Source organism: Tumidithrix helvetica PCC 7403, assembly GCF_965232925.1.
In the GTDB taxonomy this organism is placed as follows: Bacteria; Cyanobacteriota; Cyanobacteriia; order Pseudanabaenales; family Pseudanabaenaceae; genus Tumidithrix; species Tumidithrix helvetica.
The window spans coordinates 1-24,110 of record NZ_CBDDRA010000043.1; the positions used below are offsets into that span (position 1 = coordinate 1).

At 45.1% G+C, this 24,110-nt stretch carries 12 protein-coding genes; 7 read left to right on the forward strand and 5 right to left on the reverse strand.

What is annotated here, in order from left to right; translation table 11 throughout:
- Positions 1 to 275: 275 nt before the first annotated feature.
- Together ACP2WE_RS24465 and ACP2WE_RS24470 are read right to left on the reverse strand one after the other, a co-directional pair.
- Positions 276 to 3,917 carry a WD40 domain-containing protein gene (locus ACP2WE_RS24465; protein WP_425218134.1) on the reverse strand — a complete coding sequence of 1,214 codons (3,642 nt, stop codon included), beginning with the start codon at positions 3,915 to 3,917 and terminating at the stop codon, positions 276 to 278.
- Positions 3,918 to 3,966: 49 nt separating this feature from the next.
- Positions 3,967 to 5,727, reverse strand: a complete 1,761-nt coding sequence (locus tag ACP2WE_RS24470) for an AAA-like domain-containing protein (RefSeq protein WP_425218135.1) — start codon at positions 5,725 to 5,727, stop codon at positions 3,967 to 3,969.
- 746 nt (positions 5,728 to 6,473) lie between these two features.
- On the opposite strand from ACP2WE_RS24470, the gene ACP2WE_RS24475 reads away from it, so the two are divergent.
- Both ACP2WE_RS24475 and ACP2WE_RS24480 read left to right on the forward strand, forming a co-directional pair.
- Positions 6,474 to 9,857 (forward strand): PAS domain S-box protein, encoded by a 3,384-nt coding sequence (locus ACP2WE_RS24475; RefSeq protein WP_425218136.1) that lies wholly within the window; start codon positions 6,474 to 6,476, stop codon positions 9,855 to 9,857.
- Between the two features lie 97 nt (positions 9,858 to 9,954).
- Positions 9,955 to 13,614 carry a PAS domain S-box protein gene (locus ACP2WE_RS24480; protein WP_425218137.1) on the forward strand — a complete coding sequence of 1,220 codons (3,660 nt, stop codon included), beginning with the start codon at positions 9,955 to 9,957 and terminating at the stop codon, positions 13,612 to 13,614.
- Here ACP2WE_RS24480 and ACP2WE_RS24485 read toward each other — a convergent pair.
- The 3 genes from ACP2WE_RS24485 to ACP2WE_RS24495 all read right to left on the reverse strand — a co-directional run bounded on the left by ACP2WE_RS24485 (position 13,611) and on the right by ACP2WE_RS24495 (position 15,080).
- On the reverse strand, positions 13,611 to 13,901 hold the full coding sequence (locus ACP2WE_RS24485) for a hypothetical protein (protein WP_425218138.1): 291 nt from the start codon (positions 13,899 to 13,901) through the stop codon (positions 13,611 to 13,613). The genes ACP2WE_RS24480 and ACP2WE_RS24485 overlap by 4 nt on opposite strands.
- Before the next feature lie 171 nt (positions 13,902 to 14,072).
- On the reverse strand, positions 14,073 to 14,609 hold the full coding sequence (locus ACP2WE_RS24490; protein WP_425218139.1) for a Dps family protein: 537 nt from the start codon (positions 14,607 to 14,609) through the stop codon (positions 14,073 to 14,075).
- Positions 14,610 to 14,798: 189 nt separating this feature from the next.
- Positions 14,799 to 15,080 (reverse strand): 4a-hydroxytetrahydrobiopterin dehydratase, encoded by a 282-nt coding sequence (locus ACP2WE_RS24495; RefSeq protein ID WP_425218140.1) that lies wholly within the window; start codon positions 15,078 to 15,080, stop codon positions 14,799 to 14,801.
- Between the two features lie 264 nt (positions 15,081 to 15,344).
- On the opposite strand from ACP2WE_RS24495, the gene ACP2WE_RS24500 reads away from it, so the two are divergent.
- From ACP2WE_RS24500 to ACP2WE_RS24520, 5 genes are all read left to right on the forward strand, one after another.
- A complete protein-coding gene (locus ACP2WE_RS24500) occupies positions 15,345 to 15,527 on the forward strand; it encodes a hypothetical protein (protein ID WP_425218141.1) in 183 nt (60 codons plus the stop codon).
- A 61-nt stretch (positions 15,528 to 15,588) separates the two neighbouring features.
- Positions 15,589 to 15,741 carry a hypothetical protein gene (locus ACP2WE_RS24505; RefSeq protein ID WP_425218142.1) on the forward strand — a complete coding sequence of 51 codons (153 nt, stop codon included), beginning with the start codon at positions 15,589 to 15,591 and terminating at the stop codon, positions 15,739 to 15,741.
- Between the two features lie 271 nt (positions 15,742 to 16,012).
- Positions 16,013 to 20,446, forward strand: coding sequence for a PAS domain S-box protein (locus ACP2WE_RS24510; RefSeq protein ID WP_425218143.1), 4,434 nt, complete (start codon positions 16,013 to 16,015; stop codon positions 20,444 to 20,446).
- Positions 20,446 to 23,646 (forward strand): PAS domain S-box protein, encoded by a 3,201-nt coding sequence (locus ACP2WE_RS24515; RefSeq protein ID WP_425218144.1) that lies wholly within the window; start codon positions 20,446 to 20,448, stop codon positions 23,644 to 23,646. The genes ACP2WE_RS24510 and ACP2WE_RS24515 overlap by 1 nt, the downstream gene beginning before the upstream one ends.
- A 10-nt stretch (positions 23,647 to 23,656) precedes the next feature.
- Positions 23,657 to 24,106, forward strand: coding sequence for a response regulator (locus ACP2WE_RS24520; protein WP_425218154.1), 450 nt, complete (start codon positions 23,657 to 23,659; stop codon positions 24,104 to 24,106).
- Positions 24,107 to 24,110 lie beyond the last annotated feature (4 nt).

Here is a 24,110-nt window from a genome sequence, read left to right on the forward strand (position 1 = left end):
CAGGCTTCTAGTCTTTCTTTGTCTTCTGGACTCATTGTTTTATAGGGCTTAACTTTGATCTATTATCCCACTCTGCTTTGCTAAGTATTTCTACTTATTACCTAATTGAGATGCTCCCAACCTCGATCTGTTGCAAATTCAAGTGAAATTGGTATTATTTGTAGCGCAGGCATCTTGCCTGCAATAGCTTTCAGCTTAATACCCCGTTCGCAAGCAAGATAGAATTGCTATATTTGGGAAAACTCCTTTGCGCGAATGCTTCGCCCACAATCTTGCTAAGGACTGTCTTTGCAAAGCAAATCACGCTCTTCTTGTTTGACCGCACTACTGTTGTTTAAATAATCTCGCACCCAATTGCAAGCAAATGTATATTCATCGAGTTGTGAAATTTTGTCCAACTGCCAAACGATGACGCGGCGATCGGTGCCAGCCGAGGCGATCGCTTTACCATCAGGGCTAAAAGCAACAGTCTCTACCGAACCCTCATGTTCTTTTAGCGTTCTCACGAGCGTGCCATCAAGCTGCCAAACCTTAACCGTTCCATCGGAGGAGGCAGATGCGAGTTGCTGACCGTCGGGACTAAATGCCACATCCGTCACGCTGGCTAAGTGGCTAGTGTTGGTTAAACCTGTGGCGCGATCGCCGAACGTTCTCACAAAAGTCCCATCTTTTCGCCAGAGCTTAATTGTGTTGTCACTAGAGGCAGTTGCCATCCAATCACCATTGGGGCTAAATTTTACCGTAGTAACGCTCGCCTTATGATCGGTTAATGTCGCAATCGCTCTGCCATCGGGATTCCAGAGTTTAATTGTCTTATCTCCTGAAGCCGATGCTATCAGTTTTCCATCAGGACTATAGGCAACACTATTGACAGCACCTTGATGACCCGATAACACTTTGGGGAGATCGATAAACTGTCCCGAAGCATCTTTCGTCCAAAGTTTAATGGTATTATCACCCCCTCCTGCGGCAATTTGAGTGCCATCAGGACTAAAGACCACTCCCCTCAAGCCAGTTTTAGCATCCAACGTTTGCTGTAGCGAGCGGTCTCGTTGCCGAACTTCAACTTTCCCTTCTCGAAATGCCATAGCGATTTGCTTGCCATCAAGGCTAAAGGCTAAACCAGTAATCGCTTTCCAGTCATCAAAAATCTTTTGATCGGGCTTGAGGTTAAAATCTCCTCCCACTTCACGCTGCCAGAAGTTCATCCGCATATCCACTGAGACGGAAAGCAACTGGGTATTGTCTGGGGCAAATGCCAGGCGGGGAATCAAATCTGTATGACTGGAGAGGATATCCCATAAAGGTCGATGGGGTTGCCAAAACCTCACAGTACCATCGTCAGAAGCAGAAGCTAACCATTTGCCATCGGGACTAAAGGCAAGCCCTTGAATGTTTGCTTGGTGTCCGTAGAGGTTTTTATCTAAGCCACCTTCTACCTGCCACAAGCGCAACGTTTTGTCCGTACTGCCTGTTGCTATCCATTTGCCATCGGGACTAAAAGCGATCGCTTGCACCTTCGATTCATGTCCGACAAATTGTTTTAACCGTTTGCCATCGATATCCCAGATACTCACATTGCCATCCACAGAAGACGTTGCAAAGGTTTGGCTATCGGGACTAAAAGCAAGGGCAAAAACTGGACCTTTTTCTGTAGGAAACTCCGCAATTAAGCTACCATCAGCTCGCATCAATCTTGTATTGGGCGGTTGAGGTAATCCATCAGATGGCTTTGTTTGAGCTGTGGGATCGTTTTTTTGTATACCTCGTTTGTCTTTTGGTAAAGCAAGCGTAATGGAAATTAGAAACTGTCCATTCGGACTGAATGTAGTGAGTAAACTTGGGGGTAGCTCGCTAGCCAAAGAACCATTGATATTCCATAGATAGGTTTTGCGACCGCTGTTGACAGAGACAAATTGTTGACTATTGGGGCTAAACTCAACTTTCATCATGGGAAGATCGCCATGAATCGTTTTCACAAGTGTACCGTCGGGTCGCCAGAGTTTAATGGTTCTATCTGATGAAGCCGTAGCAATTAAAGTGCCATCGCGATTGAATTTTATGGAATTGACAGAGCCTCGATGTCCTAACAAGTCCTTGATATGTTTGCCATCAGGTTGCCATAGTTGAACCCTGCCATCGACACTAGCCGTAGCAATTAGTTTGCCATCGGGAGCGATCGCGACATCCTTCACACCCATACCAATCGACAGGATGTTGGTCGCAGCGATGCCATCCATAATTTTTCGCAGAACAGTTTTTACTTTCTGCGTTAGGTCGAGATCGGTAACTCCGACATTTTTAAGTTTGGCTCTCGCCTCAAGCACTTGGAGTAAAGATTCTAACTGACGATGGGAATCAAAATTACCCGAAGCTGAAGAGATTAAGGCTTCAATTTCGCTAGTTCGAGCTTTAACGGCACTAATTTTAGCAGCGGCTTCGCTCTGCCGAGTTTGGCGATATTGCAGAAAGGTGGCAATGCCCAAACCCACGGTAGCCAATAGCGCAAGGCTAACTGTACCCAGAAACCATCGCTGCAAGCGTACATTTCTTTTTGCGGCGATCAGTTGTGCCTCCACAGCATCGGCTCGTTCTGCCTCTAAAGCCTGTTGGACTTGATAGCGATCGCTCTCCACCGAAGAGGCAATAAATTGATAATCCAAATCGCTCAACCATCTTCCATGAGCCCATGTTTGCGCTTCTCTTAGGGCCTGACCGCGTAACAACCGCGACTCGTCTTGGCGATCGGAGAGTACCCAGCTATCTAGCATTTGAGAATAGGGACGTAGATTATTCAGTTGCTGTTCGACCCAGTCGAGATTAAATACTTCCGCATATATGCGATTTTTAACATACAGATGACCGCTATCTTTGATGATTAAGCCCGATAGTAATAGCTCGACCTGCTCGCGGCTATCATCGGCAGGAACGGCAGGTGAATTGCCCGTGCTAGATTGCAGTACCTGCTGATAGATGCCCAACAGCCGCCCCGAAGATTCGCGATGGTTGAGAATGCGATTGCGAATCGTTCTCAAATGTTCGGGTTCGTCTTGAGATTCCCATGATTTGAGCAATCTCTCTCTCACCATGTTTTCAACCCAGTAAGCTTCAGTACCTGGGGGGATAGTGAGTTTACCGCTAACCGCATCTTGACTGTAGCCGATCGCAAGCTGGCATAACTTTTGCGTCAGAAAGGGTTGTCCGCCCGTCCAGTTCAAAATCTCCTGAAGTACGATCTGGGGATTTCCTTCCTGCACCACCAATCCCTGTGCTAGGGGTTGCGATTCCTCTAGGGTAAATCCACTCAAGGCGATCGCTTTTCCCAAGTTAAAAGCCGTGCGTTTGCGATCGCGCATCAGATCGCTCGGTGTCGCCACACCAAAGATGGCAAAGTTGATACGTTTATATTCTGGATCGATCGCGCGTTGGTTATAGCAATAACGGATAAACGCAAAAAAATCATCTACAGAAAAGGGCAGACTGAGAATGCTATCAATTTCATCGATAAAGATAATAATCTTGCGATCGGGTAGTTCATTGAGTAGGACATCATCAATAAATCGACTTAAACGTTGCAATAGAGGGAGATCGCTCTCATCATTCCACCAAGTTTTTAAATCAAATTTTCGTAATGGTTTAAACCCTCGCCATAGGTCAGTGACAATACCTTTGTACCATTGCAATGGCGTAATATTATCGCTGCCAATATTGGTCATATCCACAACCGTGCAGGCATAGCCTTCTTGCTGGAGTCGATGGCGCGTGCGAACGAGCAGCGACGATTTACCCATCTGACGCGAATTGAGCACAAAGCAAAACTCATCCTGCTTTAAGGCTTCGTAAAGATCGGTATCAGATTGTCGAGCGATGTAGCTGTGATCGTTACTGGTTAAACTCCCACCTACTTGGTAGTACATAGATTTGCCTCACGTATGGCTCAACCCATAGGGTTCTAATTTTGACACTTTAGCTTCCTCCCGTTCGCCGATCGATTTCTTCAAGTTGCGTGAGAATACGATCCCAATCTTCTTCATCTTCATCTTCAGCGATCGAATTGGCGTGAAGGTTAGCGATTACGATGCGATCGCGTCCCTCTTGCTTGGCTTGATAGAGGGCTTCATCAGCAGTCAAAAGTAAGCCATTGCGATCGCTTTCGGCATGGGGAATGGCACTGATGACACCCAAACTCGCAGTCACAATTCCAGCCCCTACTCTAGAATTGATATGGGGGATGGCTAAGCTTCTAATCGCTAGCCGAATTACTTCAGCAATTTTTGCAGCACCCTCGGTATCTGTTTGAGGTAAAATCACGGCAAACTCCTCGCCGCCATAGCGGGCGGCAAGATCGCCTGGACGCTTGAGGCAGTTATGAATGGCACTGGCAACCTGAGACAAACAATCATCACCCACAGGATGACCGTAGGTATCGTTGTAGGACTTAAAGTCATCAATATCTAGCAAAATCAGGGCGATCGGAGTTGATGTCCGTACTGCCTGAAGCAAATTCATGACGAGATAGCGATCGAAATGACGACGATTGGCAATCTGAGTGAGGGCATCAGTATCGACCAAGTTCTTTAGCTGCTGATTTTCTGCTTCTAAGGCTTTTAATCGAGCATCGCTATCTGTTGTCAAGCGATCGGGCGATTTTCCCGAGAATGTAGAGCCCAGTTGCGAGCGAAAGTAGCGTCGATAGAGTTCGCAACTGAACGCAATCCGATCGCCTTGCAGTTGCATAACCCCCAAACTGCTGAGTTTGTAAGCAATACTGGAATCCACCTCGATGGGTGCGTTGGAAGCGATCGCTTGTCCAAGGGCTTCTTTTAAGAGGGCATCCTGTTGCAGTTTCACCAACAGTTCTTGTAGATGCGTTTTATAAATACCAGTGGATGTGGGAGCCGTTTGCACGATCTGCTCTAGGGTTAGCTCTCCCCGCCGCAAATAATAGAAAGCTAGGGATATATGATAAGGATTCCCTCCCACCATGTCCAAAAGAGATTCCAACTGTTTGATACCAGATTCATGGTTTGTCCACTCAAAACCAAAGCGTTCCCCTAATTCTTGCACCTGCTTTAAACTAAACTCAGGGATCTTGGCTGGTAGACCGACATTAAAGGGGGATTGATGGATTTTGAGCGGCACGTATACATCGGTTGAATGTACGATTACCATGCGTAGATTTTGAAAAATTTCTACTTGCTTGGCTTGTTCGTGCCAAAATCGCAGCAATGGCAGAAATTCCTTAGCAATATCAGGATGCTCGAAGATTAGATTGACCTCGTTTAATGCCAACACGAGGGGCATTCCTACCTGTTCGAGTAGGTAATCTTCAAAATAATAGGTGCAACTCACCTTGCTACCGATATCATCATCCCAATAATTATCTAGCTGTGGCTTTAAGTGCAACCGCCGACTGATATTCACGCAGAACCAGCGCAAAAACTTGTCTAAGCTACTAAAAATGGTTTCGTCTGCTTCTTGAAAGTCCAATCTAGCAATTCGATAGTTCAGCGTCTCGGCATGGTTAATCAGTCGCGTGAGTAACGAACTCTTACCCATTTTACGGGGCGCTTGAATGCGGATAATACTTCCTGGCTTTTGAACTTCCTGACATACAAGTTCTTCCAACGGAGGACGCTGAATGTAAAGAGGAGAATTGAGCGGTAAAGGACTGCCTGGAAACTCCAAATCTACTCTATTGAAATAACTTGTATTCTCTTGAACCATAGACTAAGAGCCATTATGCGTGGATATCTTATTAAGGGATCGATCCATAAATTATGTAACTTCTAGATTGCTCTATTCAAGTAATCTAATACAGACTTCTAACCAGCTAATTTCACGCTCTTAATACTATACAATCCTATCTTGCTTATGAACGTGGTATAGGCTGAAAGCCCACACAGGCAAGATGCCTAGGCTACAAAAAAATCACAATTCATTTAGGATTTCTATAGGTAAAAATTATGTAGAAATTCACCATATAGTATCATGATTCAGTAATGACCAAGGCATTGCGATAAGCGAGATCCAAGTGGTTGAGGTAGGAGGGGTAGCTATCAGTTCCTTGCTCCTTTTTACGGAGATTTTTCTGCGAGCAAAATAACTGAGATCGTGGGATAGTCTGACAAAACAGGAGCGTCAACAATCTGTAATTTGGGCTTTGATAGAATTGCAGGCTTAAAATTTGTAAGGCAGAATACCTATCCAACAAAAAATACTGTCAATCGATCTTTATGGTGGTTGCCCCACATTGGTTAGGTTTATTGAGAAGATTACTAGGTGATTTATAAAAATATACTGAATTAATTTTAGTAACTTTGGTTTGAGAAGTTTTTACATGAGCTATAATGCTTTAAGGAGAGGTGTTGTGACCATAATCGACGTTTCAAATAATAATTTTGGACATCCATAGATTCAGGGTAAAGATTCAGGGTAAAGATTCAGGGTAAACGTTTGGTCTACCGAAGCCTATGTCAGCAATTAATCCTGCCCAAACTGACTTGGAACTAGCGATCGATCGCAACCCACTGACTATCGCTTCAGATGCCAGTGTCATGGATGCGATCGCTTTGATTAATTCAAGAAGTAATTTAAGGATTGATACGATTTGTAAAACAGTTAATTCAACATGTGTATTGGTTGTATCAGCAGATCGTCAGTTGGTGGGTGTTTTTACTGAGACAGATATGTTTCAGCTTTTGGGGTCTGGGCAAAATCTAGCAGAAATCTCCATCTCAGCCGCGATCGCTCCTTCGCCTGTAACTTTGCTAGAGTCAGAATTTACCGATCTATGCGTGCCTTTAAACCTGTTCCAACGCTATCCCATTAGCTACTTGCCTTTGGTGGGCGATCGCGGTGAGTTGCTAGGGAATATTTCGCAAGCTAGTCTATTAAAGGCGATCGCCCAAGCAGAAACCTCAAACGCTTCTTTAGAGAGCGATCGCGGTGAAGTCGAGCAGATGTGCAATGCCGAGCTACAGGCTCTCGTACGGGAACGCGATGCTGCACGAAAGTCCCAACTGGAGGCAGAAGAAACCCTACGTCAGACCGAGTTACAGAAACAAGCGCTTTTAGGTGCAATTCCCAATTTGATTCACCGCATTAGTTCGGAAGGTATCTATTTGGAGAACTTCTCAACGAACTTCGTGGCAGATCTGGTTCCAGAGGATTGCGACCCAATTGGCAAACATCTTTCAGAAATCTTACCCCCCGATCTAGCTAATCGCAAGTTGCACCTGATCGAACGAGCCTTGACGACAGGAGAAGTTCAGCATTTTGAACAGCAAAATCAAATTGGCGATCGGCTGCAGTATGAGGAAGTACAGATTGTTAAGGTGAATGACAGCGAAGTATTGGCGATCATTCAGAATATCAACGATCGCAAAATCGCGGAAGAAATTCAGCGCGAGAGTGAAGAACGTTTTCGAGGCATGTTTGAAACGGCGGCGATCGGGATATCTCTTGCTTCTCCAGAGGGGAGGTTTTTGGCAGTCAATCCCTATCTCTGTAATATTTTAGGCTATTCGGAAGCAGAATTACTATCGCTGACATTTCAGGAAATCACCTATGCAGAGGATCTAGAAGCCGATCTTAACTGTTACCAACAACTGCTAAGAGAAGAGATTAGCAGTTTTTACCTAGAGAAAAGATATCTTCACAAAAATGGTCAGACGATCTGGGTATCGTTAAGTGTTTCCCTCGTGCGCGATCGAGAGGGAAAACCTCTTTATGACATCGCTCTAGCTCAGGATATTAGCGAGAAAAAACGGCTCGAAACCGATCGCAAACGCATAGAAAACGCCCTTAAAGATCAAACCTATTGGCTCAGTACATTGATCGATGCGATTCCTGATGCAATTTACTTAAAAGATAGTCAAGGTAAATGGCTTGTCTGCAACGAACCAGGACTTCGGATATTCCAGCTATCGGGTGTGCAGTATTTGGGCAAAACAGATGCGGAATTAGCAGAATTTAGCGATTTTTACCATGATGCCCTCCTATATTGCGGGCGATCGGATGAGCTCGCTTGGCAGTCTAAGACCATTAGCTACCTAGAGGAAAGAATCCCTCAGCCTGACGGCTCCATTAAGATTATGGATGTCACGAAAGTTCCACTTTTTAATAGTGATGGAAGTCGTAAGGGAATAGTCATTGTTGGCAGAGATGTTAGCGAACTCAAAACCGCCGAGGCAGCCTTGCTCCAGCTCAATCAAGAACTCGAACAAAGAGTTGAAGAACGAACGGCAGAGTTAATCGAAAGTGAAGCTCGCAAACAAGAGATTCTCAGCGCCATGCCCGATCTGCTCTTGAGACTAAAACGAGATGGTACTTGTATCGACTGTATGATGCCTTCAACTCCTGTAAAGACATCCTTTGTTCCAATCCAACATCATATTGCCGAGGTTCTATCGCCACAAGTCCTTGCGGATCAGCTAGAGGTATATGAGCGCGCCATCGCTACAGGAGATGTACAAATCTACGAGCATCAAATCCAAAAATACAATCAGTTGGAATATGAAGAGGTACGCGTCACTCCCTGTGGTAAAGACGAAGTATTAGTTACTGTTCGCGATATCAGCGATCGCAAAATCGCCGAAGAACAAGTCCGAGAAGCAAACGACCGGCTTACCCTTGCCAACGCCGAACTTGCCCGTGCCACGCGACTTAAAGATGAGTTCCTCGCGAATATGAGTCACGAACTCCGCACGCCACTCAACGCCATTTTAGGAATGTCGGAAGGTTTGCAAGACGGTGTATTTGGTAAAATCGAGCCCCGTCAGAGTCAAGTGATAGAAACGATTGAAAAAAGTGGCAGACACTTATTAGAATTGATTACGGACATCCTAGATGTCTCAAAGATTGAAGCGGGTAAACTAGAGCTTGAAATTACTTCCGTTTCGGTTAAACATCTCTGCAACTCTAGCCTTAACTTTATTAAGCAGCAATCGTTCAAAAAAGGTATCCAGTTGAATGTAGATATTCAGCAAGACATAGGAAGGATTCATGTTGACGAGCGCCGAATGCGACAGGTGTTGATTAATTTGCTCAGCAATGCGGTTAAATTTACGCCTGCGGGAGGCACAGTAACGCTGGAAGTAAGGCTGGAAGCTTCTGGCTCGGAAAGGGATGAAGTTTGTTTGATTCCTACACCCGAATTTCCCTGGACTATCCGTTTTTCGGTTTTGGATACGGGCATTGGCATCGCTGCCAAAGATATTGGTAAATTGTTTAAGCCCTTTATGCAGATCGACAGTAGCTTGAGTCGTGAATATTCAGGTACAGGGTTGGGATTAGCCTTAGCAAAACAGATCGCCAACCTGCATGGCGGAGATGTTACAGTCAACAGCATCCTTGGAAAAGGCAGTTGTTTTTCAGTTTACTTACCCTACGATGGGGCTGCGAACAATATCGTTCCAACAATTCCCACCCCTGATGCATTACAGGTAGGTGTTGTCGAAACGCATCACCCCTCAGACTATTTGATTTTGCTAGCAGAAGATAATCTTGTTAATGTAGAGACATTCACAAACTATCTAGAGAGTCAAGGCTATCGACTTGTTTTGGCAGAAGATGGACAAGAAGCGATCGAGATTGCGACTGCCCAAACACCAGACCTGATTTTGATGGATATCCAGATGCCTAAAGTGAATGGTTTAGAGGCAATTTGTCAGATTCGCGCCAACCCTCGACTGATGGATATTCCCATTATTGCGATTACAGCATTAGCAAAATCTAGCGATCGCGAGGCATGTCTAGCCGCAGGAGCAAATGAGTACCTATCAAAACCTGTAAGATTGAAACAGCTCTTAGCGATCGTTCGAAATCTTTTAGCTGATCGCAAATCAGTTCTTTAGGTAAGAAAGTATCGTTCGAGGGAGAATTTTTCAGTGTCACGATCGATAAAAACTAAAAATGGGGGATAGTAGGAGTACCTAGAGATCGCGTAAAAATATGCAGATTCTTTTCATCCAAGCCAGCGCTACCAGTCGCACGACATTTGAGAAATCTGTCGCAATCGCTGTCTTGCCTTATGAATATGCGATCGCTGGTTCTGCTAACGAGGTCAAAGCAGCGATCGCGGTTCGAGATTTCGATCTTGCCATTTTAGAGGTCAGCCCTAGCAACAATACGACTTTAGAAATTTTCTCGGAATTGCAAACGCGACAGATTCCTGTAATTGTTCAAGTCGATTTAGGAGAAGAAGACACCCTTATTGACTGGATGCAGCAGGGTGCTCAGGACTACATCATTAAAATTCCTAATTACCTCAAACTCTTGCCGATTGTGATTCAGAAAGTGTTCGATCGCCTGTCAGTAGCAAGGGCATTGCAACAGCGAGACGATCGATTGCAAACCATCTTGGCTAACACAGTCAATGGGTTATTAGTCGTTGATTTTGAGGGAGAAATATTATTTACCAATCTAATGACCGAGCAAATGCTTGGCAAGACCAAAGAGCAGCTACTCGGACAGCAATTAGGCATACCAAGCATCGGTGATGGTGGCTTTCACGAAATCGAACTATTACAGCCCAATGGAAAACATTTGGTCGCTGAGATGCATTCTTCCTTGACCATTTGGGAAAATCGCCCCGCGCATCTGATTTCTCTGGTTAATATTACAACCCGCAGACAGGTAGAAGCATCCCTGCGAGAAAGCGAAAACCGACTGTCTCTAGCCCTGAGTGCAGCCAAAGCTGGGATCTGGGAATTCTACCCAGAAAACAATTTGCTGATCTGGAGCGATGAGAACTACCATTTATTAGGATTCGAGCCGAATACAATCGAGCCTGACTACGACCTATGGTTAAGTGCCATCTATCCTGAGGATCGGGGTCGCGTCGAGCGTTTCATCCGTCAAGCGATCGCCAGCGGCTCTGTCATCACCCTAGAATATCGAGTACTTCTGCCCAATGGCAAAATTCGTTGGCTGCATATTTTTGGGCAGCCCATGTTGAATGCCACGAACCGTCCATCGGGCATGATTGGTATTCATCTCGATATCAGCGATCGCAAGCAAGCTGAAGAAGAACTCTATCAACTCAATCAAAAATTAGAACTTAGGGTGGCAAAACGCACCCAAGCCCTAAGAGAAAGTGAAGAGCGTTGGCAGTTGGCTTTAAAGGGTGCCAATGACGGCATCTGGGATTGGGATGTTCGCGCAAATACGATCTTTCTCTCTAGCCGATGGAAGCAAATGCGGGGTTACAGTGAAGTAGAAATTAGTAATGCTTTAGAAGATTGGTTTAAATACATCCATCCCGATGACTACGATCGCGTCATGGTGGCAGTTGCCAATCACTTCGCTGGGAATACGGAATTTTTTGAGGTGGAATATCGCGTTCAGCATAAAAATGGCTCTTATATGTGGGTTTTAGATCGCGGTAAAGCCTTGCGAGATAGTAACGGCAACGTCATTCGCATGAGTGGCTCAGAGTCAGATATTACGCAGCGCAAGCAGACAGAGGCGGCATTACAGGCATCAGAGCTAGAGTTGCAAACTCTCTTTAGTGCGATGAGCGATCTCGTCCTCGTGAAAGATCGAGAGGGTAAATATTTAAAGGTTGCAAATACGAAAGCCTCTGGATTGGTAATTTCTGCTGAAGGCATCGTTGGTAAAACCGAATACGACATCCTTCCACGCGATAAGGCAAATGAATTGGTTGGCTATATTCAACAAACGTTAGAGATGAATGCTCCGATTAATGTGGAGTACAACCTCGATCTAGAAGGCAATGAAACTTGGTTCTCAGCTACAATTTCGCCATTGTCTCAAGACTTAGTGCTTTGGGTGTCAAGAGAAATCACCGATCGCAAGCAAATTGAAGAAACTCTAAAGCAACAATTAGAAAAAGAGCAGTTCTTTGTCTCAATCTTACAACGGATTCGTGATTCCCTCGATCTAGTATCCATTCTTGAAACAACAGTAGATGGTGTGCGACAACTGATTCAATCAGATCGTGTTTTGGTCTATCAGATTTTTGACGATTGTACGGGGAAGGTTGTAACAGAATCGGTGGTTGAACCTTGGAGTGGAGTTTTGGGTGTTACTTTTCCCCCAGAAGCCTTTCCTCTCAGTTGCTACGCACGTTACGCTGAGGGAAATGTCTATATGATTTCCGATCGCGATCGAGATCCTGTTTTAGACTGTATGGTTCAGTTTATGGCTGACTTTGAGATTCGGGCAAAATTGGTCGTCCCAATCGTGCAAGAGGGAGGGAAGCTATGGGGACTGATGATCGCGCACCAGTGTTCTGCTCCTAAAGATTGGCAGTCTTGGGAAGTTAGCTTGCTAGAACAACTTACCAGTCAATTGGCGATCGCAATTCAACAAGCAGATCTTTACCAGCAACTTCAGGAGGAATTGGCAGAGCGGCGACAGACAGAAATCAAACTGATGGAGAGTAACGAGCAACTTGCGATTTCCAATGCCGAGCTTGCCCGAGCTACCCGTCTCAAAGACGAGTTCCTTGCCAATATGAGCCACGAACTCAGGACTCCGCTTAACGCCATCTTGGGAATGTCAGAGGGCTTGCAGGAAAATGTATTTGGCGAACTCAACCCCAGAGAGAAAAAAGCGATCGCGACCATAGAGAGCAGTGGCAGACATTTACTGGAGCTGATTAACGATATTCTCGATCTTGCCAAAATCGAGTCGGGCAAAATGGAGTTACAAATTGCACCAGCTTCCGTTCAGAATCTTTGCATTTCTAGTCTCAGTTTTGTCAAGCAAATTGCCCATAAAAAGGGCATTCAACTCAGACAGCAAATTTCACCAAATCTTGAGGCGATCGCAGTTGACGAACTTCGCATTCGCCAAGCGCTAATTAACCTGTTAATCAATGCAGTCAAGTTCACTCCTGAGGGCGGTAAGGTACGCTTAGAGACCCATCTTGATATGACTGCAAGCACGATTCAATTTCATGTTATAGATACAGGCATTGGCATTGCCCCAGAAGATATTCCCAAGTTGTTTCAGTCGTTTGTACAAATTGATAGCAGCCTCAATCGTCAATTTGGCGGTACTGGTTTGGGGCTTGCCTTGGTCAAGCGTATTGTGGAACTACATCAAGGGACAGTTATGGTTGAAAGCACCCTAGGAACGGGAAGTCGATTTACCATTACCCTACCCTATCAGACCTCATTGCGATCGCAAAAACTTTCGCCATCGAATGCAACGGAAAGTCTGTCTCCTCAAACGGAGGATTTTTCGACAGATGAGGCTGGGAAAACTTTGCCGCAAAGGGTTTTACTCGCTGAGGACAACCAAGCTAACATCGAGACTTTTTCTAACTATCTCTCTATTTTTGGATATCAGATCGATGTTGCCAAAAATGGTTTAGAAGCTGTGGAACTAGCACGTCAATCTAAACCAGATATTATCCTCATGGATATCCAAATGCCAGAGATGAATGGACTCGATGCAATTTTAGAAATTCGCAAGATTCCAGAGCTGAGTACAGTTCCAATTCTTGCTTTGACCGCCTTAGCCATGGTGGGCGATCGCGAAAAATGTTTGGAAGCAGGGGCTAACGAATATCTATCAAAACCAGTTAAACTAAAACAACTCCTGACCGTAGTCCAAAAGCTTTTAGCGAAAAAATCTGATTAAGTAGTTCCCGCCCGATCCCAAGCATCTCGAACTGCATCTTTAGCTTTGTCCCAATCAAAACTGATTCCGCCCTTTTGAGCCGATAGCGCTTCATAATCTAGTTTTAGTTCGAGTTCTGCTTCGTCGAAACTTTTGTCAGGATAGCGATCGTATCCTTCATGTCCTATCTGATAAGCTGATTGATAGTTCTCATAGCAAGATCCTTTCTCAATATAAAGACAAGAACCATAATTCTGCCGCCAGTGGTTATCATCAAAGTTAGTAGATATTTTGATTCGATCGCTCATTGTTATCTCAATCCAATTTATTTAAAAGAAGCTACAGACAATGTATAGCGGTTTTCAGATGACAAATATAGTTGAGACCTCACTACAGAGGGGTTTAATCCCACATCCCCTACTTGTCCCGAAGTGAAAACCGCTATAGTTGCTTAACAACGAGCTACTTGAAGCAGGTTGTTAAACTCCTACCGTCTTTTTGTTTAGCTCTGGCGTTAAGCCATTTGATGCGATCGCTTCACCTTCAACGAAAGAACGCAGCATCCATGCTATTTGTTCGTGCTGCTCCATCAAACCTGTGAGAAAGTCTGCGGTTCCATCATCTTTAAACTTGGCGCTACATTGCTCAATATGTTCGCGCAAATTTCGCACAATCTGTTCGCGATCCTCTAGTAACTGCGATACCATACCAGTTGCCATAGGGATTTTACCCGCATGTTCTTTAAGAGAACAGATTTTTAGAAACCCTTCCATCGTTCCTACGGGATATCCACCCAAGGTTCTAATTCGTTCGGCAATGACATCGACATTGAGTGTGAGCGCTTCATAATGCTCTTGCCATAACTTATGCAAGGTCATGAACTGGGGACCAACCACATCCCAATGAAATTTCTTGGTTTTGACCAACAACAGATAGCTGTCAGCCAAGTCTCGGTTGAGTAGATCGATCGCACCTTGTCGCTGTGTATCGGTTAGTCCAATATTGATTATCTGCATGAGTAAATCTCCTTGACTTAATAGTAACGATCGAATAATTGTTTCAATCGCATTCATTTCGCCTAAGAAATAAGTGACAAAATGAATGCTGTTTTAGCTAATGGGATATCAGACTGCTTCCATTAATGGGACATCTGTTGCTGCCACATCTTCTGGCTCAAAGTCCGATTTTGGAATTCCGCGTGTTTATTACTTGGTGTGATTTGACAAAGCGTTAATCTTTTTAGCTAGCTCAATATCTAGAGCACCTATCCCACCTAGATCATGTGTTGCTAGATCGATTACCACACGGTTGTATACATTAAAAAATTCGGGATGGTGATCCATTTTCTCCGCAATAAACGCAATTTTGGTCATAAAGCCAAAAGCCTCGACAAAGTTATTAAACTTGAAAGCTCTATTCAACTTGCTGTTAACGACTTTCCACTCAGGTAGTTGGTCAATTGCGGCTGTAGTTTCAGTATCTGTCATCTTTTCTTTAAGAATAAGAATAATTTGGGTTTAAATTGCTTCTAATCTGGTCTGTCGTATCACTATGACAGGTGATAGTTTGATTTCTCGGATGAATTGATTGAGCACCAAGTAAAACGCAACTGAAGTTGGAATTGCATGGCGGCTGTGTAACTGTCAAAAGTATGTTGGAGTAAGGAAACTGCTTTTCGATTTGGCTGCCCTATCCAAGTCAAGTTCAGGAAATCCGTTCCTTCTGTAACTACCCCTATAGGAACCGTTAACTTGCCGAGTAGCCCAGTGACGATTCCTTTAATTTTGCTGGCAGCCGCTCGCGTGGGCTATATCGTTAATCAAACCATCGCTAACTATACTCATCAGTCAAGGCTATCGTCTCATCTTTGCGAAAACTGCCCAAGAGTCCATGGCGATCGCGATAGCCCAGAAGCCAGACCTGATATTAATTGACATCCAAACGTCAGGAATAAGCGAGCTAGAGGCAATTTAGCAGATTCGAGCAAATCCCACATTGACTCAGATTCTGACGGTTGCGATCGCAGATTTAAACATAACCAGCGATCGCGAAAAATATCTCTTAGGTGGGTCAGATGAGGTTCTTGTTAAACCGACTAAACCGAAACAAATTGTGGAAACGATTCAACAACTTTTAGCTGCAAAATAATAGAACTTTTAGCTGCAAAATAATAGCGATTTAAAGAAAGAAATCACTAAGAAAGAATTGAATTTTTACCTTATATTCACTGGTTTTTCGGAGCTTTACCCATTCTGGAAACACCATAAAATTTTGATTCAAAATTGTTCGGCAAGATTGAATCGATTTCAGTTACACTAAAACTGTTTCTAATAAAAACCTGAAAGCTTTCACTACATCGTAAAATAACTCTAAACTACTTGAAGCTATTTGGTAGTGAATGAGGGGGTCTACTTAGCTTATGTCTTCAGTTAACCTTACCCAAATCGATCTAGAGCCAGCGATCGTCCGTCACCCTCTCACGATCGCGGCAAACGCGCGAGTTGCTGAGGCGATCGCCATCATGAGTGCAGGGGGAGCAACTTGCGAGTTAACTTGCGAGGTTGATTCTGAGGAATACCTCTTATTGACTGCGGCGCAAAGCAGTTGCGTTTTGGTATTAGAGGATACACAACTCGTTGGCATCTTAGCAGAGCAAGACTTGGTTCGTTTTGGTTCGTCAGGGAAAAACCCATCGGAGGTGACGATCGCTGAGGTTATGGTGCGATCGGTCATGGCTTTACCAGAATCAGAATTTACCGATATCTTTGTACCTCTCGGTCTATTTCAACTGCATCACCTGCGGCATTTACCCTTAGTTGACGATCGCGGACAGGTTACAGGGCTAATTACCCAAGAGAGCCTACGCCAAATCTTGCGTCCCGTCGATCTTTTGCATTTGCGAACGGCGGCGGATGTGATGGGTAAAGAGGTCATTCATGCGGAGCCAACGGCATCAATTCTTGAGCTTTCCCAACGCATGACCGCGCATCGAGTCAGTTCGGTGTTTTTGGTCGAGCCAGGCGATCGCGATCGCCTGCTTCCTATTGGCATCGTCACCGAGCGCGATATCGTTCAATTTCTTGCCTTAGAACTGAACTTTGCCCAAATCCAAGCACAGACTGTCATGAGTGCGCCCGTATTTTCCATTCGCCCAGACACTTCTCTTTGGACGACGCGAATGCTCATGCAAGAACGGCGAATCAACCGAATTGCCGTCACGGATGCTCAAGGCTATTTATTAGGAATTGTCACCCAGAGCAATTTACTGAATGCACTCAACCCGATGGAAATATATCGCGTCGTGCAGTCACTGGAGCAAAAAACAGCGCAGCTAGAGGCAGAAAAACTACAGTTACTACAAAGCCGCAATCGAGAATTAGAGCAACAGGTGCGATCGCGCACGGCAAAACTACAGGAGCAAGCAAAGCGAGAGCGCCTAATCGTTCGTATTTCCGAGCGCGTTCATAGTTCCCTCGATCTACAGGATATCCTAAATACGGCGGTTATTGAAGTTCGTTCGTTTTTAAAATGCGATCGGATTATCGTGTTTCAATTTGAACCAGATTGGAGTGGAACTATTGTTGCTGAGTCTGTCGGTGAGGGCTGGAGAAAATCGCTCTCAAATCAAATCAAAGATTCTTGCTTTCAAGCCCAAGCCCAAGAACTATTTGCTTCTGGACGCAATCTTGCCGTCGGGAATATTTACGATACAGACTACACGCCATGTCACCTAAACTTGCTCGAGCAATATCAAGTTAAAGCAAATCTTGTGGTTCCCATTTTGGTGTCTGGCAAGTTATGGGGTCTACTCATCGGTCACCAATGTACTGATTATCGGTCTTGGCTGCCTGAAGAACTGACCTTACTCAATGAGATTTCCATACAATTGGCGATCGCGATTCAACAGGCTACGGCTTACCAAAAAGCCCAAATAGAACTTTTTGAACGCCAAAAAGCTGAAGCAGCCCTATACAAACTCAATCTAGAACTGGAGGGCAAGGTTGAGGAACGCACTGCCGAGCTTTTGGAAAGTCAGCAACGCTATCAAGCGCTGATGAATGGAGCCAGCGATGCGATTTTGCTCGCAGACATAAAGGGAAATTTAATTGCGGCAAATCAAAAAGCCGAAGAAATGTTAGGCTATCCGCGCGACGAATTGACACAATTACATATGAGCCAAATTCATCCACCCGAGGCTCTAGAAACAGCAAAAGCTCATTTCTCGGAAGTTAAGCTACATGGCGTGGGTTCGCTATTGAGTAGTATCGCTTTGAGAAAAGACGGTAAACAAGTTCCCGTGGAAATTACTGCTAGCCTGATCGAAGTGGGAGGCGAGCAGATCGCGCAGGGAATTTTTCGTGATGTGACCGATCGCAGACGCAATGAAATCGAGAATCAAGTATTGCGAGAGCGCTTGCAATTTGTGCTTTCGTCTAGTCCCGCAGCGATCTATGCTTGTTCCTCTGAAGGTAATTATGGTACTACTTTCATGAGTGAGAATATTTTAGGCATTACTGGCTACTCTCCTGAAGAATTTTTACGGGATTCCAATTTTTGGACGACGCACATTCATCCAGAGGATGCATCCAGAATTTTTGCAGGCTTAGCCAACCTGTTCGAGCAGGGACATTATATTCACGAATATCGTTTCTTGCATAAAGATGGCAGCTACCGATGGATGCGGGATGAATTGAAATTGGTGCGCGACGATCGCGGTGTGCCCATAGAAATTGTTGGGTATTTTGCCGATATTAGCGATCTCAAACTGGCAGAGGTAGAACTTCAAAAAAGCCAACAATTGGTTCAGCAAATTGCGGATTCTTCGCCCAATATTCTCTATCTCTACGATGTCCAAGAGGAGCGAAATGTATATGCCAATCGTGAGATTATGTCTACCCTTGGTTATACGGCTAAAGAGATTCAGAGTATGGGCAACAACTTGAATCAAAATATTGTGCACCCAGATGACCTGAGCCTGATTCCAGCCTACTACGCGCAAATCAATGCAGCACCAGAGGGAGCAATCTTTGATAGCGAACATCGCATGAGACATGCCAATGGAGAATGGCGTTGGTTTTACAATCGCAACACGGTGTTTAGTCGAGACGATCGAGGGAGAGTCAAACTCATTATCGGCACAGCTCAGGATATCACCGATCGCAAGCGCTTAGAACAAGAACAAAATCGATTGCTTTCGATCTTAGAGGCATCCACCGACTATATTGGTATTGTCGATGCTAAGGGTAACGTTATTTGGAATAACACGGCAAAGAAAAAACTCTGTGGGTTAAAAAGTGATGCGGAAGTTCGCCAACGCCATCTCACAGATTACCATCCCCAAAGAATCGTGGATCTGGTGACGCAAGAGGGATTGCCCACTGCGATCGCCACGGGCAGTTGGATGGGAGAAACTGTCTTATTAGATGCTGAGGGGCAGGAAGTTCCAGTATCTCAACTGATCCTCGCCCATAAAGCCCCCAATGGAGAGGTCGAATTTTTCTCGTCAATGATGCGCGATATCCGCGCCCAAAAAGAATACGAGCAGAGACTCGAACGTTCTAATGCCGAACTCATCCGAGCTACCCGACTCAAAGATGAATTCCTCGCTAATATGAGCCACGAACTGCGTACACCGCTCAATGCGGTTTTGGGAATGTCTGAGATCCTACTTGAGGAGGTGTTTGGAGCGCTCAACAATCGTCAAAAGCAAGCGATCGCGACGATCGAACAAAGTGGCAACCATTTACTGGAATTAATTAACGATATTTTGGAAGTCTCAAAAATCGAAGCAGGTAAACTCGAACTTGATATCTCAAAGGTTGAGGTTACGCGCCTCTGCGAATCGAGTTTGGTCTTTATCAAACAACAGGCAACCCAGAAAAAAATTCAGGTTAAGACTAATTTAGCTAACGACCTAGGCGAAATATCTGTAGACGAACGACGCATGCGGCAGGTGTTGATTAACTTACTCAACAATGCTGTCAAATTTACACCAGAGGGCGGGCAAATCGCCTTAAATGTCTATCTAGAAGAAACTCTAGAGTCATCTCAAGCAGAAGTTCCACCTAAGAATAAGCGCATAGTTCCCTGTTTTATCTGCTTTTCGGTGAACGATACAGGGATTGGTATTGCTGCCACCGATATAGATAAACTGTTTCAGCCTTTTGTTCAACTTGATAGTGGGCTCAGTCGTAAGTATGAAGGCACTGGTTTGGGGCTAACTTTGGTCAAGCAGATCGCCGAACTCCATTCTGGTTCTGTCTCTGTTCAAAGCGAACTGGGTAAAGGCAGTTGCTTTACGGTGCGCCTTCCCCTCCTGTGCAATCTGATTGAACCCACTACCCCCCAACCCTCGATCTCAGTTTCTCTCTCCCAAGAAGGGGGAAGCGGTTTATCTGTTCCGTCCAGTTCAACGAGCAAGTCAGAGGGCATTGCTCAGCCTACAGTCAAGCTACCCCTTATCCTGATTGCTGAAGATAATCAGGCAACTGTCGATATCCTCTCTGACTATCTGGAAAATTGCGGCTATCGTCTGATTTATGCGATCGATGGTCTGGAAGCGATCGCCCTGACCAAAGCCCAAGTTCCCGATCTGATTCTTATGGATATTCAAATGCCGAATATGGATGGTTTAGAAGCCACCCGACGCATTCGCGCCGATCGCAAAGTCTCACACATTCCCATTGTGGCGCTCACAGCCCTTGCCATGTCGGGCGATCGCGAAGCCTGTCTAGAAGTGGGAGCCAATGAGTATTTAACCAAGCCTGTCAGGTTAAAGCAACTCAACACCACCATTCGAGCCTTATTAGCTTCTGGATCTCAAGAAACCGATGGAGCGAGATCGATATGCTGATGACTGATTCGCATTCCCAACATGCTATCCCTTCGTCGATCTTGGCAGCCATTCCAGACTTAATGTTTTGGGTCAATGCAGAGGGCATCTATCAGGGATATGTTTCGCCCGATCGCCATCACGACATCCTCAATACCGACATCAATCCGATTGGTAAATCGATGTCCGAGTTTTTACCCCCTGAGCTAGCCCAACGCCACCTCCATTATCTAGATCGTGCCTTAAACACTGGAGAGACCCAGATCTACGAGCAGCAGGTTCAGATCGGCGATCGCATCCAATATGAAGAAGTGCGGGTGGTGAAGAGTGAAGACAATCGGTGCTTGTTCGTAATTCGAGATATCACTGCTCTCAAAACCAGCAGTCATAAGCAGACTGAGGCAAAGCTAGAAGAAATTTCGCTGATGCAACAAGCGATTCTAGACAGCGCGAATTTTTCGGTGATCTCAACCAATATAGAGGGCATCATTCAATCTTTTAATGTTGGTGCCGAAACTCTATTAGGATACAGAGCTGATGAGGTTATTGGTAAAGTTACCCCTGCGATTATTCACGATCTAGATGAGGTGATCGCGCGATCGCACAGTCTATCAACTGAGTTGCAACGCACTATCGAACCTGGGTTTGAGGTGTTTGTCGCCAAGGCAAAGCTAGGAGAGGTTAGCGAAGAGGAATGGACTTATATTCGCAAAGATGGTTCTAGAATTCCCGTCTTGCTTTCCGTGACAGCCCTACGCACCTCAAATGGAGAAATATTAGGCTTTTTGGGAATTGCCAAGGATATTAGCGAAAGGGTAAGACTGGAAGCCGAACGCAAGCAGTTTGAGGTAACCTTAGCAGAGAACGAAGCCAAATTTCGTCGTTTGGTGGAAAGAGGGAACGATTTAATTTGGTCGTCGGACTTGAAAGGCACATTTACTTACCTCTCGCCACAGTTTAAGACACTATTTGGCTGGGAAACTGAGGCATGGATTGGCAAATCGGCTATTTCTCTAGTCCATCCAGACGATCGGGCTACCCTTGGCGACAATATGCAACAGATTGTCACCAAGGGTGAAAAGGTTGTGGGTCATGAGTTTCGTCATCTCCATCAAAATGGTAGTTATATTTGGGTACAAACCAACGTAGCACCCGTTAAAAATGCTGAGGGTACAACCGTCAGTATTCAAGGAGTATTGTGGGATATCAGCGATCGCAAACAGGCAGAAGAAGCCTTACGCCAAAGCGAAGCCAGATTTCGCCGCTACTTTGAGCAGTCACTGATAGGCATGGCTATCACCTCACCAGAAAGGGGTTGGCTAGAGGTCAACGATCGCCTGTGTGAAATTTTTGGCTATCCGCGCGAAGAACTGACCCACCTCACTTGGACTGAAATCACCTATCCAGATGACCTCGTTGCCGATTTAGCTTGTTTTAATCGCGTTCTAGCTGGAGAAATCGATGATTACTCGCTCGAAAAACGATTTATTCGTAAGGATGGCTCTATTATTGATGCCGTCATCTCAGCGAAATGTCTACGCTTAGCAGATGGAACCGTAGACTATTTTGTGGCATTGGTACAGGATATCAGCGATCGCAAACAAGCAGAGGCAGCAATCAAAGAAAGTGAAGCTAGATTTCGCTATCTGGCAGACAATGCGCCAGTTTTGATTTGGATGGCAGGACTCGACAAGCGCTGTTTCCACTTTAACAAGCCCTGGCTAGAGTTTACTGGACGGACGATGGAACAAGAATTGCACAACGGTTGGACGGAAGGTATTCATCCTGACGATTTCCAATTTTACTTGGATACCTATGTCAATGTCTTTGATACGCATCAAAGTTTCTCGATGGAATATCGGCTCAGACGGTTTGATGGGGAATTTCGTTGGCTCTTAAATACAGGAATACCGCGATTCGATCCTGATGGTGAATTTCTGGGCTATATTGGCTCATGCATTGATATCAGCGATCGCAAGCAGACCGAAACTGAATTAGAGTGCCGAGTTATAGAACGTACCATCGAGCTAAATGAGGCATACCAACAGGTACAAACTGAGCTTGCTGAGAGACAAAAAGCCGAAACCTCTCTACGTGATAGCGAACAAAGATTCGTATCCCTAGCCTCTGCTGCACCTGTGGGGATTTTTCGCACCGATCCAGAGGGAAATTGTGTTTATGTCAACGAGCGTTGGTGTCAAATCGCGGGGCTGAGTCCTAAGGAAGCATCGGGCATGGGATGGGCTAATAGCTTGCATATAGAGGACCGAGAAATGATTTCAGCAGAGTGGTATCTATCGGCTCGAGAAAAACGTCCTTTCCGTTTAGAATATCGATTTCAGAGAGGCGACGGCAAGGTGACCTGGGTATTTGGACAGTCTGTTGCAGAACTTGATGCCCAGGGTCGCGTTACAGGTTATGTGGGCACAATTACAGATATTAGCGATCGCAAGCAGGCAGAAGATGCCCTGCGGGAGGCAAACGAAAACTTAGAGCAACGGGTTCGCGAACGCACCCAAGCGCTCGAGCAACTGACGGAAGCCTTACAGCGATCGAATCAAGAGCTAGAACAATTTGCCTATGTTGCTTCCCACGATCTACAAGAACCCCTACGAACGATTACCAGTTACACCCAGCTTCTGGCTCGCAAGTATCAAGGCAATTTGGATGAGAAAGCCGATCGATACATTTACTATGTGGTCGATAGTGCAACTCGAATGCAGCAATTGATCCGAGATCTGCTCTCCTATTCGCGCGTGGGTAGGCAGGAATTAAAACGAGTTCAACTAGACTGCAATATTTTGGTCGAAGAAACCAAACGAAACCTACAGATGGCGATCGACGAAAGCCATTCCATTATCCATTGTGGTGCTTTACCTGTGATTACTGGAGATCGTACCCAACTCCTGCTATTATTCCAGAATCTGATCGGCAATGCGATCAAATATCATGACAAAGCTACTCCTGAAATTGAGATCGCCGCCAGTCAACAGGGCAATCATTGGCGATTTGCCATCAAAGACAATGGCATTGGTATTGAGCCTCAATATGCAGAACGCATCTTTACCATTTTTCAGCGACTCCATACTCGTACTGAATATCCAGGGACGGGGCTTGGGTTAGCGATCGCCAAAAAGATCGTAGAGCGCCACGGTGGGCAAATCTGGGTTGAGTCGCAATTCGGACAGGGTTCTACTTTTTACTTTACGCTACCCATTTAACATGCAAAATATGACTACTCCACGCAATCTTGAAATCGTTGAAATCCTCCTGGTTGAAGACTCACCCAGCGATGCTGAATTAATGATCGAAACCTTCAGCGATTGTCGGGTTTTAAACCATTTGCATTGGGTACAGGATGGTGTAGAAGCGATCCAATTTCTGCGACGACAGGGAGCCTATCGTGAAGTTGTTCGTCCCGATCTAATTTTGCTAGATCTGAATCTACCCAAAAAGGATGGACGTGAAGTGCTGGCTGAGATCAAAGCCGACGAAGATTTAAAAATCATTCCTGTAGTCGTACTCACAACCTCAGAAGCCGAAGAGGACATTTTACGAAGTTACAACCTCCATGCCAACTGTTATATGACCAAACCTGTCGATCTCGATCGATTCATTGAAGTCGTTCGATTAATTGAAGGCTTTTGGCTAGTGGCGGTTAGACTACCTAAACCTCAATGAAGCT

Coding starts and splice junctions, on each gene's coding strand:
- ACP2WE_RS24465 (WP_425218134.1), bottom strand. CDS start 3,917: ATGTACTACCAAGTAGGTGGGAGTTTAACCAGTAACGATCACAGCTAC.
- ACP2WE_RS24470 (WP_425218135.1), bottom strand. CDS start 5,727: ATGGTTCAAGAGAATACAAGTTATTTCAATAGAGTAGATTTGGAGTTT.
- ACP2WE_RS24475 (WP_425218136.1), top strand. CDS start 6,474: ATGTCAGCAATTAATCCTGCCCAAACTGACTTGGAACTAGCGATCGAT.
- ACP2WE_RS24480 (WP_425218137.1), top strand. CDS start 9,955: ATGCAGATTCTTTTCATCCAAGCCAGCGCTACCAGTCGCACGACATTT.
- ACP2WE_RS24485 (WP_425218138.1), bottom strand. CDS start 13,901: ATGAGCGATCGAATCAAAATATCTACTAACTTTGATGATAACCACTGG.
- ACP2WE_RS24490 (WP_425218139.1), bottom strand. CDS start 14,609: ATGCAGATAATCAATATTGGACTAACCGATACACAGCGACAAGGTGCG.
- ACP2WE_RS24495 (WP_425218140.1), bottom strand. CDS start 15,080: ATGACAGATACTGAAACTACAGCCGCAATTGACCAACTACCTGAGTGG.
- ACP2WE_RS24510 (WP_425218143.1), top strand. CDS start 16,013: ATGTCTTCAGTTAACCTTACCCAAATCGATCTAGAGCCAGCGATCGTC.
- ACP2WE_RS24515 (WP_425218144.1), top strand. CDS start 20,446: ATGACTGATTCGCATTCCCAACATGCTATCCCTTCGTCGATCTTGGCA.
- ACP2WE_RS24520 (WP_425218154.1), top strand. CDS start 23,657: ATGACTACTCCACGCAATCTTGAAATCGTTGAAATCCTCCTGGTTGAA.